Below are 14,597 nucleotides of genomic sequence, written 5' to 3' on the forward strand. Positions count from 1 at the left end.
GAAATCTTTAAAAAAGATTTAATAATTTTTTAAGACCCAAATTATATAATGCATGAAAAGTGTCAGAAATATAAGTATATGAATAGCTATTCTCCCTATAAGGGTAAAAGCGGTCTTAAGCGCATATTAAGTGCAACGGGCTACTCTATTTCAGGATTTAAAGCAGCTTATAAAAATGAGGCAGCTTTTCGCCAAATTGTTTTGATTAATATTATTTTGATTCCGGTTAGTTTTTTTCTTGATGTGAGCCGTAGTGAGCATGTGTTACTGATTATTGTATGTCTTTTTGCAATGATCGTTGAGCTATTCAACTCGGCTATTGAGGCTGTGGTTGACCGAGTCTCACTTGAAAAACATCAGCTTTCTAAAAATGCAAAAGATATGGGAAGTGCTGCCCAATTTGTTGCACTCTCTATCATTGCTATTACATGGTTAATTATTTTATTAGGTTAAAAAAAACCATGCCTACAAGTAAATAAGCATGGTTGTAACAAAAGAGGAACTTCTAGCTGCTGTTCCTGTTTTTAATATAAATAATGGAACTTAATTATTTCTTAAAATTACGTGAAAAATAAAAAAATCCCTGCATAAGCAGGGATTTTTTTGGTTAAAGCGTTGATGCGTTATTACATCATGCCTAACATCATTATTACCTTATATGAACTACTATGAAGTAACTACTTGATCCAATGTCACTCAGTATTTTTTATACTGAACTAGTATGAACTTGCCTTACATGACATTACCGAATTTTGTGAGTAAGATTGTGAGTAAGATCTCTCAAAAATAGCGTTACTCACACTTCATGTTAAACGATCTAAAAATCAAACGATTAAAACCAACTGAAAAAGTCTTTCGTGTTGCTGATCATTCAGGTTTATGTCTAGAAGTCCGCCCATCTGGTGGAAAGTTCTGGCGCTTTCGTTATCGCTATCTAACTAAAGCAAACATGCTGACAATCGGCCAATATCCAGAAGTTAGTTTAGCAGAAGCTCGTTTAAAAACTCTAGAATTTAGAAAACAATTAGCCAACGGCGTAGATCCTTCAAGCTACCAACAAGAAGAATTATTAAAAGCCATTCAAGCAAACACTGGTACATTTAGTTTAGTTGCAGCTGAGTTTCTCGAAACGAAAACAGGCCAGCAATCTGAAGAATGGTTTACACGCCGTAAAAGTTATTACAAAAAAGATATCTTCCCTATTCTCGGCAATAAGCCAATTCATGAAGTTGATTCAATTGATATTAAAAATGTGCTTGATAGTACTATGGCCAGAATCAGGAAGTCAGGTAAAGGTACTGGAGAAGCACGTGGAATTTTCGTAAGGCAAATTATTGGTGAGGTTATGACTTATGCCATTATTACTAAACGAATCTCTATTGATCCCACTTATGCTTTAAGAGGATATATCAAGCTTCCAGAAGTTACGCATGCTAGGCCATTAACCGAAACTGAGAAAAAGGAATTATTCCCTAAGCTAAATGCATATGGTGGTTCAAAAAGCACTAGTAATGCTATTAAAGCGGCAACTTATTCTTGGCTCAGATCAATTGAAATCAGACGTGGAAGAAAAGAGTTTATTAATTTTGAGGATGAAACGTGGACTATTCCGGCTGTATCACGAGCTGAAATTCTTGCTGGCAAACGTAATATGAAAAAGAACAGGATGCATATTGTTCCTTTATCAAAACAGCTTATTGAAATAATAAAAGAACAATTTGAGCTATACCCAAATAGTGGATATATCTTTCCGGGTGAAGATGGTGAGATGATAGGGAAAACTACTCTAAATACAGCATTAGATAATCTGGATATTGATTTTACTATGCATAGCTTAAGAGCTACCGCCTCAACCATTGCTAATGAAAATGGATTTAATCAAGATTGGGTAGAGTTACAACTTGCACACGTATCAGATAACAAAACACGTGCTTCATATAACCATGCCCAATGGCTAAACGATCGTAGAAACATGATGCAATGGTGGGCAGATCATGTAGATAGTTGGGCCAGTTAAGAAGCCCTTAAATGTAAAATCACTTACTAAATAATTGAGAATTAGCAAATGAAAGATTGGGTCTACTTTTATATTGAGTACACAATAAAATATGGTGAGCCATTTTACAAAGAGATAGGATGGTCGTTGGGTTTGCAAAATAATTATATAGTTATGAGCATAATTAGAAGCTAAAAAGGATGATATAGAGTTTAAAGCTATTAACTGAGAAAATTAATAGCTTTAAATTTATATTATACTGGCTTACTTAAAACTTGAATATATTTTCCATTTATAAGTTTTGAAATAGAATAATTTGTCATTACTTCAGAATACCCTTGTTCAATTAAAAAATTATTTATAAGACTTTCATTCAACTCTTGCCCTTGCAAGTTAATACCATTAAAAGGAAAATTCCACTCGTGCTCTAAAAATCCTGATTTATTTATGAATGTGGTTTTTAGCTCACCATTTGTAATATATGACAATACATAAGGATGTCTGCCAGCGTGTACCACCCCATTAAAGCTATTTGTAAACTTTCCTATTTGTTTAAAATCTGGGCTTCCAATTAAATTCTTTTTATATGATTTGCATTTAATCATTTTTCCAACTGAATCCAACAATAATGTAGCTTTCATATAGTCAGGTTCATACTCATCCTCATTTACATATAATTTACTATGTGGTTTTGTTTTTATACTTACTGAGCCATAAGGTTCAATAATTAATGGTGGATCACACTTTTCAACCTCAAGTATGTATTGTTTATCAAATACAGCATATATACCAAAAATAGGAACAGGTTTATCTTTATAGTTTATTAATACAATATCATCAATTCTCTCTGCAGATAAAGAATTCCAAGAACTACTATAATATGCAGCCACAGAGTTCCCTATTTTTTTCGAAGATAAAATAATTGTGATTGCAGTTGATAAAACTATGATTAAAGGTCTAAAGTAGTGATCAACAATCTGAATTATTTCTGCTATACCCATTGCTTTTACCCCATAAATGACAATTTCAAAATGTTTATATCATACAAAAATTCTAAAGATATTAATTATTTTCTCTTGCATAGTAATTACTAGAAGATAGAAATGGGGAATAATAATGTGCGCAAACTATGAACCTATATCAAAAGACCGGGTACACCTACTAGATCTCTTCGATCCTACGTTCGACTATAAAACCGATATTTATCCTGGTTACGACTGCCCTCTTATTTTTTCTAAAGATGGCCACATTGAATGGCGCCAAGTTAAGTTTGGCATGATTCCACCATGGAACCATGACCTTAAATTCTCAAAGTATACCTATAACGCTAGAACTGAGACGGTAGATAAAAAGCCGAGCTTCCGACATGCGTGGGCTAAAAGCCAGTTTGCTTTAATACCTGTAGAAAAGATCTATGAACCGAGATATGTGAATGGTAAAGCGGAAAGATGGGGAATTTATCGAGAGGATGGCTTACCTTTTACAGTAGCTGCTATTTATGATTCGACTGTGATTGATGGGCAACAAGTTAGATCTATGTCAATGTTGACTATCAATGCAGATAATCACCCTTTCATGAGTCAGTTCCATAAACCAGAAGATGAAAAGAGATCGATTATCGTCATTCCAGAAGAGTATCGAGAAGATTGGTTGAACTGTAAAAAAGAAGATGCTGATCAATTTTTCTTTGAGATACCAGTCGCAGAGTTTACGTCAAATTATTTTCCGAAACGCAATAAAAAACCGCCAGTCTAGACCAGCGGCTTTTAAAACTTCTATCATAAGCAGCGAATCATTAACGAATAATGAAATCAGCTACTTGGAGTAAGTCAGCAAAAATACTAAGTACCCGCAAGCAAAAGAATATAAAAATATTCACTTTAAGCTCCGATAATTCAGCATTGCCTTATGCCATGTTTTGCGCTTTAATAACGTTACTGCGTAACGAAGTTTATCGTCGCAGTCAGCGTCGTTTCAGCGCGTCGCAGACTAGAGTTAAATTTCATATCGCATTCTCCGTCGTTAAAGTCAGTAACGTTATCAGCGTTACGAACTTCAGCGAACTGTGTTGTAAAGCAATGCAGCTAAGTTTCACTACCCGCAGTTGATGAGATCCGGCAAGAACTATTCGACTGTGGGTAGCCCCAATTCCTTCCAAAATTAATCAATAATAAATTATCGAGTTTGATGGCTTGGAATCTAGAAGCATTGTGCCTCTATGTGGTTAAGATATGGGATTTTTTCCAGTTGAGCAATCTTGACTTTTTAGTATTTTTTTATCTTTTTGATATATCGGTATATACCATAGCAAAACTATCAAAAATACGTATAGATAACTTTGTGGATAAGTCTAGAATCAACAACTTAGTTGCAAGTAATTCTTGAAGTCACTCATTTTGTTATAATTTTCTTATTACTTTTTTCACCCTATTTTTCCAAGCTTACAAAGTAATTTAATTTGTAGAATTTCCGACCAAATGCACAATAATGAGCGACAAGTTCTGACTAGTCATTATTTATCCACAACTTTTTAAATTTGAAATTCAACTGTGCTCTAGCATATCATCTTGAATATGTTACAAATTCAAGTCAAGGGATATTCTATGAGCGAAATTGCACCATCCATCATCCACATAAAACCATACCTCACACAAGGTATAGTTTTATGTGAGGCCTTATCTATCAAGCAAGTTATCCCTTCATCTCACCTGCTTGTCCCTTACGCTCTTGAAAAAATTTCCGCTGGCTTCCCCTCTCCTGCACAGGACTATATAGACAAAGCGCTCGATATGAACGAGCACTTAATAAAAAATGAAACTGCAACGTTTATTGTAAAAGTTGCTTCGCTATCCATGCTCAATGCAGGCATAGATATAGATGACGAACTAATTGTCGATCGCAGTCTCGATGCAAAACACGGCGATATTGTCGTGGCACTAATCGATAATGATTTTACAGTTAAGCGCCTAATGATTGATGAAAAAGGCCAATGGCTCAAAGCTGAAAATCCTGATTATAAAAATATTTATTTAATGGATGGCCAAGAATTAATTATCTGGGGCGTTGTCACCTGCATCATTAAAATGATTAGAAACTCATGAAACATGAGAACAAAGTCTTTTTCTTAATTGACGTCAATAACATGTACGTTTCATGTGAGAGAGTCTTTGACCCAAGTTTAAATAACAAACCCGTCATCGTATTATCAAATAATGACGGGTGCGCCGTGGCGCGCAGCAACGAATCCAAAGCCCTAAATATAAAAATGGGTGTGCCGTTATTCCAAATTAAAGACATAGTCCAAAAACATAACGTAGTAGTGCTATCAAGCAACTATGTAATGTATGCCGAAATGTCACGGCGCTTTCATAAGATCCTTGCTTCATACGTAACAGATGAGGAGGTTGAGCCTTATTCTATTGATGAATGCTTTGTTGATTTCACTGCTTATGAGAAGAACTTTGATTTAGAAAAAGTTGGCCAGCAAATGCGCCAACAAATATGGAAGTGGTTAGGCTTACCTGTCTGTGTCGGAATCGGCAGAAGTAAAACAGAAGCAAAGATTGCAAATCATATTGCAAAGAAAAATCCCGGCTTTAACAGCGTTTGTGATTTAGTGAATATGGATCCTTGCAACAAAGAATACTACTTTGCTCAAATAGATGTGAGTGAGGTCTGGGGGGTCGGCCGTAAACATGCAAAAAAGTTGCAAAGCATGGGAATTAATACAGTGCTTGATCTAGCTTGTGCTGAACCACGTGAAATGCAAAAACGCTTTTCTATTGTTATGGCTCGCACGATCTACGAATTACAAGGCATATCATGCATTGAGATCGAGCATACTCCCCCATCTAAAAAGCAAATAGTTGCAAGCCGGTCTTTCGGTGGTCGCGTAACTGAATTGACAGATCTTAAAGAAGCTATCTCTATGTATGCTCAAGATGCATGTAAAAGATTGCGTGATGAAGGGCTACTATGCGGATGCATGATTGCTTTTGTACAGTCAAATCCTTTCGATCCAAATGTGCCCTTTTACAATAAATCTATTACAGGCTCTTTTTCAGAACCGACTGACTGTGCAGTAGATTTTGTCAAAGCAGCGACAAGGATGTTAAACGATATCTACAAAGAAGGAATTAAATATAAGAAGTGCGGCGTAGTATTGACATGTTTAGAGCCGAAGTCTGGCCATACTTATGACTTGCTTACTGACTTTAAACAAATAGAGAAAAAGGAATGTTTAATGCAGGCTATAGATGGTATTCACAGCAAATTTGGAAAGAAAAAGGTTGGTGTAGGTCCCTGCTTTATACCGAATCGTAATTGGTCAATGTCGCGGGATAAATTGAGTAGGAATCCATTTCGGTGGGATGAACTGTTGACTATTAAACTTTAAAAAGTAAAATCATTGTAAATATCTAATACCTTGATCTCAATGACAAATATAATTCAATTTAAAAGAAAAAAAGTTTATCGAGGCATTGTGGCTCCTAGTGGAATTATGGCTATTAATGGAAATAGTCTGTTTTTAGAGCGAACATATATACCTGAGGATATTTTTTATTATGTAATGTATTGGGATAAAATTGCTATTCCAACAAGCTCAATAATTCATATGGAATTACCTTTAGAGAATGAGTTAGAGTCATTGGGTATCTTAGAAAGACCAAGTTTACCAGCTATAGGACAAGTAGACGCTGCTAGGCATATTCACTGGACATTTGGTGAAGTGGCTAAAAAAAAATTAAAAGATGACGATTTTGATTGGATTATCCACCATATGTCTGGTGACCCTATTTATCTTCCAGAGCATTCTACAAAAAAGGATACTATACGGCTTAGAATTACTAATGCCTTGCCAATACCGTCGTCTGACGGGAAATTTTCTTTAGACGATTTATTAGAGTTTAAAAATAGAAGGGCTTCTGAACTTGAAGGTTTACACTTAACTATGGATAGGCTATTAAAAAAACTTAATCATGAAGAATTAGATGTAATCCAAAAAACTGAATTAAAAAGATTTGAAAATGCAATTTTGGAGTTAGATAGAACAGTATTTGAGCGTTTTAAAATTATAAAAAAAAGCGATTTTGAAGTTAATATCGACTTAACTGGTGATGCTATTCTAGCACTTGCTATGAATACCCCTGCCCTTATACAAGATTTAAAATCAAACGGTATACCGCTTGCAACTATTGCTACTTCTATACTTTCCGTGTTTTCACTTTCTAGAAAGTATGGAGTTACGCTAAATCAATATAATCATGGTGATTTTAATTTAGAATATATTTCTAGTGCACGTTCAGAAAATATAATATTCTAAATTCCAACCTATTTTGAAAAATCAATAAAAATTGAGCCCTCCTTAGAGGGCTTTTACACAACTGCAGTCCTAAGCAAAGGCTCTTACTCAAGAGCCTTCACAAGCGCGCCATGCCTTGCTTTGCAGTCGTTATATTTTGCAACCGTATCAACTGACCAGATCATTAAATCTTTGCCAGTTGTTCCAGCCAATTCATTTAGATTTGAGCATTGTTGAATAAGATTAGCTGGTATTACCGGCTTTGATAAGATCGTTGATTTGGTACACCCCGTCATCATCAATACAGCTAGACTTATAAACAGGACGCTCCACGATCTTTTGCACTTCACGCTCAATATATTCGACTTTGGTGTTTTGCTCTGCTTTGACTTGTTCATAGTCTGCGCTCACTTTATTGAACTGATTTTGCTTTTCGGCAAGTGCTTTTAAATTCTTGCGCTCAATCTCTTGGATCTGAGACTGACACTTTTGTTCAGCTTCTTTTAGCTGACTAGCTTTGTAATTGAGTACGGCCAAAGATATGGCCAATAAAAAAGCGAGAAACCCAATAATGATTTCTCGCCAATATTTCGCAGCAATAATAAGCCACATCACTGTGCTCCTATACATTTAGCATGTCTTTCAAGCTGTCTAGTCCAAACTCCGTAGCAGCCATTAGAGCGAACTGAACAATCTCTCTTTGCAACATATTTCCATTTCAGCAATGAGTCACAAGCTGCTCTATATTTACCAACTTTTAGATTTTTCAGCATTGATGATCCAGACCATGCACCAATCCCATATTGATAGGTGAAGTCAAGGTATAGGTCGTATTCAGTTTGAGAGATAGGGATATTCAGCAACGTTTTATTAAATGCTTTTGCATCTTTATTCATCGTGAATTTGAGATACTCAAAAGCCTGTTTACGTGTGATTGCTGGATCCGTCATTTTTACGGCGCGGCCATCCGGGTAAAAGGTTGTGCCATTCCCAATCGTTGGCCGGTCCCCTTTAACGGGAATGATCGGCTTAGGCGTATACCCCTCTTTTAAAGCTGTAGCTTGTACCTGCTGATCACTAGGCCCATAAATAAAAAAACCGCCCAAAGCGGCGGTTATTGTTGAACCAATTACGAATAATTTAGTCTTGTTTGACATTACAGTCACCTTTTAACTTTTTAATACGTAGCTCGTATTCTGCCTTGCGCAACTTATGCTCAACCTTCTCACGGCGATTACGCGCCCAAGCGAAATAAAGCTGTACAGCCAAACCAAGTGCAGCAATTACCAAACCACCCCATGCCATAACATCGATTTTGGCTATAAATCCGATAAACGACCCCACCCCAGTAGTTGCTGTTACTTTCTGCGTAATTGTTGCTGCACCAACCCCGAATGCAGACTGAGTTTCAGACATTTTGTCTCTCCAAAATAAAAAACTATAAAAAAAGCCCTAACTTTTAAAAAGTTAGAGCTTGTGATTATTAGCCGCAAGGCTATATAATTAAGACTTAAATAAAATATAATTAACGGTTGATATTTACACCTTTAGCACTAAAATATAACAAAACTTACTACTTTAAACGATTATGAAATTGAAAATCTTTTCCTGTTTTGCTTTAGCATTAATTTTATCTGCCTGCGCTTCACAAACTAAAAATGAAGATATTCAATCCATCAGGTTAGTACCGAAACCTGATATGTCTGGGATGTCGCTTATTCTGTCTTGTGACTTAAATAAACGAGAAGCAAAAGCAACAATAACTAGTCCTGTTGTATTAGAAAAAGAGTTCAGGTTCACAAGTGATAAAGATGAATTGAACCTTTATGCTAAAGTTGCGGATGATCTAAGTGTATTTTCAGAAGAAAATAGCAAAAAGATTCTTAATCTTATCTATGATGCCAATACACTAAAAGTTACGACATCATTCACAAATAATGCCGAATTTGATCTAACCAAGCAAAAGACTGATATTCAAGAAAGACTAAAAGCATGTATTTAACAAAAAGCACCCCAAAGGGGTGCTTTTTTTATGCCTCAGAAGTACTTTGAGTAATCTGGTTTGAATAGTTCCACACCGTATCTTTCCACACATCACGGGCAGCAACACGAATATAATATGGTGTTGTCGCTTGCAATCCTCCGATCGTAGTCGTTACATCCGTACCCTTCCATGTTGGCGGCGTTTGTACTGGATCAAAATTAGGCGTAGTACTTAGCCATACTGCATAATCTTTCAGATCCGGAACTTCGCTAGGAATCCAGCTTACAGTGATAGAGTTAGATGTAGCAGATGTATAAATATTAGTTAATAACGGCGGTACCGGATTACTAATACTCAATTCAGCAAAGGTGCTGATCTGCCCACCATTTTTACTAGCTACACGAATTGTATAAGCACGACCTAAGCCATCCTGTTTAGCCTCTTCTATTGAATAGCTATAATCCGTATTCGTTGTATCAACTTGACGAATCATTACCCCATTCGACCAGACTTGAACACGATACCCATCTGCACCAGTTGCGCTCTGCCACTGAACTTTAAATGTTGTACCAACAAATGGAGACTGCAGTGAAAGTCCTTTAACGCCTGCTGGCCTTCCACCGCTTAACGTATAGCTATACGCCGTGACCTCGTCTAAAGTTTGTTCTTTACGCTCAAGACCATTAAAGCTGGTGAATTTTAAGTAGATCTGTTTGCCGATCAGATTTTCATTAAAGCTATATTCAAAAATTGCTTTATCTAATCGCACAAACTGCTCACCGGCATTATGGCTTTGTGCATCATCAAAACGTCCACGTAAAACGTCACTTAAGGTATATAAGCCTGAACCATTTAATGTGGCCATTTGATAATTAAAATACTCATCGCCCACTTTACAGAGAGTTTGATCTGCCTGAGCATCTTCTAATGTTCCGCTGAAGATCTGACTTGCTGTATTTAGCTCTACCTGCAATGCCGTATCATCAGCATCAATCGCCGTGACAAGCTGGCCATAACGTGCAGAACCATAAATGGTGCCAATCATTTCATAAGTCGTATTATCAAGGCTTGCCCATACGTTACAGCCGCCCCAATTAACACCACCTGAAACTGCCACCCAAACTTGACTCTTACCATCTGTAAGTTCTAAAGGTGGTTCAAATATAGCTGGAGCGTTTATATTACCTGGTGCTTCATTACCACCTTGATAGCCATTTGATGCTTGTAAGTCATATTCAATAGCAGATCTTGAACCTATGGCCAGTTCTTCAGCCGTAATAGTCAAACGCCCTTCCTCATCCTCTTCAACTCGTGTAATCCGGACAGGAAATTTAACTAGGCCTAAAGCTGTATCAGTAAGCGTGACTATATCCATTGGCTCTAAACGGCAGTACTTCCAACCTAAATCAAACTCGTACTCATTACGTACATACAATAAACGCTGTAATCGAAGTTGAGCAGCATGACGGGCAATTTTAGGCTCACAAAAGAAATGGTTTTCTACTGGATCCTCAGTTCGTAAACCAAACATCTCAATATTTGCCTGATCTTTTGCTTCCGTTGTTTCGGTGTTGTACTGGTTATATCGATTAACATACTCAAGCTGAACATGATTATATGCATCAGTATCGCGACTACGGCGAACTCGCACCGGCTCCTCATCACCTATAAAGTCATCATCAGTTAAGTGATAAACCGGTGTGAGATCCGGAGTAAATGTCACGCCATTTCCAGTAATTGCAGAGTCACCAAATGAACGGATCTTTAAACCATCAGGACTTGGTACCACAGCACAATTTACTGCTTCGACTATCTCATTAATTGTTTCATAAGCTGGGCGTTGTTCAGTAAAGGCTGGACTAATTAAGAGATTGGCCGCACGACAATAGGTCCGAAATTCTTCTAAATCCGCCATATTTAAATTAGGCGCAGCACCATACCGTGGGTGAGTAATAAAGTCTTCAATCACATCAGCGGGATTAGCATCATCAATGGTATCCGACAAAGTAATGGTACTGATCACTTCAAAGTTATGGTTTGAAAGACTGGCGCTATTACCCATCTCGTAATTGGCAGCGGCCACATACCCAAGATAAGGATAGTTAATCGCTTGATCTGGATGTTTTGAGACTAGCCATCCCCACGGCGGATTATTATTCCCATCAAACAGTTCAAACTTTAACTGATCGATTGGATCTAAAGTAATAGATCCTTCCTGCTTTGGCACATACTGCTCTTTGTCTACCCAGATTAGCCCTATCTTTTTAATCTGGTTCTCACATAACCCAAGCATGAGGGAAGCACTATAACTAAAAGTCGTATTACTGGTTTTAGTACCTCCTCCTTTACCACCAGATTTTTGAACCGTGGTATGTGGCGTAGCAATAAAATCTCCGTACCAGAACATATTAGCGGCAACACGAGTTTTCCCGTAAACCAAAGGCTGACAAAGCCCATAAGCCGATTGCTGGATACGCATTGAATTAATACGTGTATCTGACGTACTAATTGTTGTACTACCAAAAACACCACTCATTCTTTTAGCCTCTTCATACGAAAAACCCCGGCAATACGCCGGGCTAAACTTCCTTTTGTTCCATCTTGGATAATGACTCCCTGATGGATATAACTATGAATCACCTGTGGCCATTCAATGACAATCGCACCATGACTGATACACTTGCCGAAGTGATATAAAACAATATCACCCGGTTGTGGAGGTCCTTCAATTGGATCACATACACCGAGGATGAGTTCTAAATAACGTTGCCCCATCTGGTGCATATGCCAGTCAGGTGGATATGGCCGCGGGTCCAAATGGTCCATGAGTCCTACTTTTTCATAGACTTCACAGATTAAAGTTCCGCAATCAACTCCGACACCCTTCACTCGGCCTTGGTGATGATAAGGTGTACCAAGCCATGTAAGCGCTTCTTTTACAGCTTCTTGTCCTGTGCTCACTAGTACTCTCCAAAAAAACAAGCTTAGCGAACGAGTTCAGGCGCATCTATTAAGGCTTGTTGCACCCATCGAGATTGACCTGCTGGGTTTACGTGTAAGTTATCACCACTGTTATATGCCGGATTCCAAGTAAAGCCGTCATTGTTTAATGAAACAGCTTTAGCTAAATCAATATACTTGTAGTTTCCGAAAGCACCGCTGCGGATTTCTTCATCCATTTGATAATGTAAATTAGAAGTAGAGCCACGTGGTACCTGTGTGCAAAGAATAGGTATCGCGCCGATTGCTAACGTATCAGCAATGTTTTGAGCCATATTTGTACGCCAAACATTGATATCGGTATCATTAGTACCCAATGCCCATACAACGTATTTAGGTTTCCATCGCATTAGGTCAAATTCTTTACGCTTAAGGAAATTAGGCGTTTCGTCACCAGACCGAGCAGCAATAGCAGCATCACCATTCATTCGTCGCATATCAACCAGCTGAAATGCCCACGTCATGTTCGGCAAGACATTCGCGGCGCGTTCCTTGTTACTATCGCCAATAAACAAAACATGCAGATCTACAGGATAGAAAGCTTTAAATAGATAATTGTTAAATTTAGCGCTGCCCTGTAGGTGCAAAAAGCCAGCTCTACCATGCATTTGTACATAACGACCTGTCGTGGTGTCAGAATACTCTAGCTTAAAGGTAGCACCAGTCGTTTTATTGATTAGCGATATAATATTAAAGTATCCATTCTTTTCAATTCTTAGCTGGTATTTTGAATTGAGAACAATTGGCTCAATACTAACTTCAGCTACAGAAGTGCCAGCGCTGCTACCATTGTATTTATAAAGAATTAACTTGTTTTGAGTACAATCGATTAATACTGCCCCAGCTCCCGCCTCTGTCTCAATTTGATCGGTACAAAAACCAGTAATAGTTGAAGCGTCCAAGATTGTAATATCGACACTATATTCGCGCTTAGCTAATGCAGAAGAACCAGTAGAAAGTGCTTTGGTAGTCCACGATCCTGTATTAGGCGTAAAGAGTCCTTCATTAACAGTCCACCCTTCTGCTGACCAGTCCGCAGGCAAGCTAGTACCACTAAAACTTTGAGAATCCATTACAGTAGAAAATAATGGAGGACTAACCGTTAATCCTTTATTTTCTAAGGCAGACACTCTGTCCTGTAAATTTAGGCTAGATGTTTCATAAGTGAATTCTGCAGAAATTGGTTGGTTGTTAGTATTCTTGCTGACCTGAACATTTGAATTAAGTTGAATATCTGTAGCTGCGATATAAGAAAAGCCACCAGCAATCCCTACTTGTGCTAATGGTGCATCAATTTCTACAGTTCCAGCAATTAGCGTATAACCATTTTGAGGTACAAAAATTTCGCCAAAATGATCAGAAGTTGCGGTTACAACGCCTGATGAATCAGCCGGCGCAACCACTTGTTTTACAGTAGCTACCTTATATGTACCATCCAAATTTGGCACTAGAACGCAAAGGCGGAACATAACGTTTCTACTAATGCTTCGCGTTGTGTACTTAATCTGCTTAAGCTTTCCAAACTTAGGCAAAGGATCAACATTTCCATAGGCAAAACTAAAACTACCTGATGTTGTAGGAGTGTTTAGTGCACCTTGCTTAAATTCACCAATTGACTCTGTTACTCCATACCCAACTGCTAAACGGGTTAAAGGGTCAATATTTTGAGTTGTGACAAGTTGATTATCTACCAATAAATCAACTTGAAACTCCAGTGAATTTCTAGATCTTGAAATAGTAACTTGTTGACCAACTGTCATTGTCTGGGTAACGATAAAATTTCCTAACGGATCCCCCGAACTTACAGTCTTTCCACGAATAAAAATACCACTCACCCAAGCAAGGCTAACTAAATCATTTTTTTCTACATGAATTGATTCATCTGAAAGATCTATTTCACTTGCTGGATAACCTACATCGTAATAACGCGTTTCAATTAACTTCGCCCCTTTATCCAGAGGGCGATAAAGTTGCACACGGACTCGGCTGGATCCACCCGCCAACTGAGTTCGGATTTTTTTAATAAAACCAGTTTTAGGCATTTGAATCGCGTATGCACTAGGGCCGTCTTGACTAATAAGTGTTGTATTAGAAGTTCCTGTATAGTATCCGACCTGCTGAACTTCATTCGGCGCACTTGTAACAGCGTTCGCTACAGATTCTTTAATCTGCTCAACTGCAGTACCTTGAGCTTCGATCTCATGTAGATAATCAATAATATCTCCGAGACCTTTTTTAAATTGTGACTCAGTGACACTAGGCCCTATCATTGCGTTTTTATCTGGAACAGTCATACATTTTTCCCAAATGAAAAA

Annotated in this window: 14 protein-coding genes; 7 read left to right on the top strand and 7 right to left on the bottom strand. The window is 37.7% G+C overall.

From position 1 onward, the window contains the following. Positions 1-78 precede the first annotated feature (78 nt). Positions 79-453, top strand: a complete 375-nt coding sequence (locus tag J690_RS18935; protein ID WP_032037495.1) for a diacylglycerol kinase — start codon at positions 79-81, stop codon at positions 451-453. A 352-nt stretch (positions 454-805) separates the two neighbouring features. Beyond that, positions 806-2,017 (top strand): tyrosine-type recombinase/integrase, encoded by a 1,212-nt coding sequence (locus J690_RS18940; RefSeq protein WP_032037497.1) that lies wholly within the window; start codon positions 806-808, stop codon positions 2,015-2,017. 233 nt (positions 2,018-2,250) lie between these two features. Here the strand turns inward: J690_RS18940 and J690_RS18945 are convergent, their stop codons facing one another. Then, entirely contained in the window at positions 2,251-2,997 is a 747-nt protein-coding gene (locus J690_RS18945; RefSeq protein WP_032037498.1) for a hypothetical protein, read from the bottom strand. Between the two features lie 115 nt (positions 2,998-3,112). Here J690_RS18945 and J690_RS18950 point away from each other — a divergent pair, with 115 nt between their 5' ends. From J690_RS18950 to J690_RS18965, 4 genes are all read left to right on the top strand, one after another. Beyond that, complete coding sequence (locus J690_RS18950) at positions 3,113-3,751, top strand: SOS response-associated peptidase (protein WP_032037499.1); 639 nt, start codon at positions 3,113-3,115, stop codon at positions 3,749-3,751. A gap of 848 nt (positions 3,752-4,599) precedes the next feature. Further along, the gene (locus J690_RS18955; protein ID WP_032037501.1) at positions 4,600-5,097 is read left to right on the top strand and encodes a LexA family protein; all 498 of its coding nucleotides are present in this window, start codon (positions 4,600-4,602) and stop codon (positions 5,095-5,097) included. Beyond that, positions 5,094-6,392, top strand: coding sequence for a Y-family DNA polymerase (locus J690_RS18960; protein ID WP_032037503.1), 1,299 nt, complete (start codon positions 5,094-5,096; stop codon positions 6,390-6,392). Before J690_RS18955 ends, J690_RS18960 begins: the two co-directional genes overlap by 4 nt. A gap of 39 nt (positions 6,393-6,431) precedes the next feature. Beyond that, entirely contained in the window at positions 6,432-7,319 is an 888-nt protein-coding gene (locus J690_RS18965; protein WP_032037504.1) for a DUF6236 family protein, read from the top strand. 222 nt (positions 7,320-7,541) lie between these two features. On the opposite strand, the gene J690_RS18970 is transcribed toward J690_RS18965, so the two are convergent. The 3 genes from J690_RS18970 to J690_RS18980 are packed head-to-tail and all read right to left on the bottom strand — an operon-like array spanning position 7,542 to position 8,714. Further along, positions 7,542-7,910, bottom strand: coding sequence for a hypothetical protein (locus J690_RS18970; protein ID WP_032037506.1), 369 nt, complete (start codon positions 7,908-7,910; stop codon positions 7,542-7,544). Next, the gene (locus tag J690_RS18975; RefSeq protein ID WP_032037507.1) at positions 7,910-8,455 is read right to left on the bottom strand and encodes a glycoside hydrolase family protein; all 546 of its coding nucleotides are present in this window, start codon (positions 8,453-8,455) and stop codon (positions 7,910-7,912) included. The genes J690_RS18970 and J690_RS18975 overlap by 1 nt, the downstream gene beginning before the upstream one ends. Next, positions 8,439-8,714, bottom strand: coding sequence for a holin (locus J690_RS18980; protein ID WP_032037508.1), 276 nt, complete (start codon positions 8,712-8,714; stop codon positions 8,439-8,441). Before J690_RS18980 ends, J690_RS18975 begins: the two co-directional genes overlap by 17 nt. Before the next feature lie 172 nt (positions 8,715-8,886). Here J690_RS18980 and J690_RS18985 point away from each other — a divergent pair, with 172 nt between their 5' ends. Beyond that, positions 8,887-9,300: a hypothetical protein gene (locus J690_RS18985; RefSeq protein WP_032037510.1), complete on the top strand. Its 414-nt coding sequence runs from the start codon at positions 8,887-8,889 to the stop codon at positions 9,298-9,300. A gap of 28 nt (positions 9,301-9,328) precedes the next feature. On the opposite strand, the gene J690_RS18990 is transcribed toward J690_RS18985, so the two are convergent. The 3 genes from J690_RS18990 to J690_RS19000 are packed head-to-tail and all read right to left on the bottom strand — an operon-like array spanning position 9,329 to position 14,576. Continuing rightward, positions 9,329-11,818, bottom strand: coding sequence for a phage tail protein (locus J690_RS18990; protein ID WP_032037511.1), 2,490 nt, complete (start codon positions 11,816-11,818; stop codon positions 9,329-9,331). Further along, positions 11,815-12,243 carry a C40 family peptidase gene (locus J690_RS18995; RefSeq protein WP_032037513.1) on the bottom strand — a complete coding sequence of 143 codons (429 nt, stop codon included), beginning with the start codon at positions 12,241-12,243 and terminating at the stop codon, positions 11,815-11,817. The genes J690_RS18990 and J690_RS18995 overlap by 4 nt, the downstream gene beginning before the upstream one ends. A 23-nt stretch (positions 12,244-12,266) precedes the next feature. Then, positions 12,267-14,576 carry an SGNH/GDSL hydrolase family protein gene (locus tag J690_RS19000; RefSeq protein WP_032037515.1) on the bottom strand — a complete coding sequence of 770 codons (2,310 nt, stop codon included), beginning with the start codon at positions 14,574-14,576 and terminating at the stop codon, positions 12,267-12,269. Positions 14,577-14,597 lie beyond the last annotated feature (21 nt).

This window comes from Acinetobacter sp. 742879 (assembly GCF_000588535.1).
GTDB lineage: Bacteria > Pseudomonadota > Gammaproteobacteria > Pseudomonadales > Moraxellaceae > Acinetobacter > Acinetobacter pittii.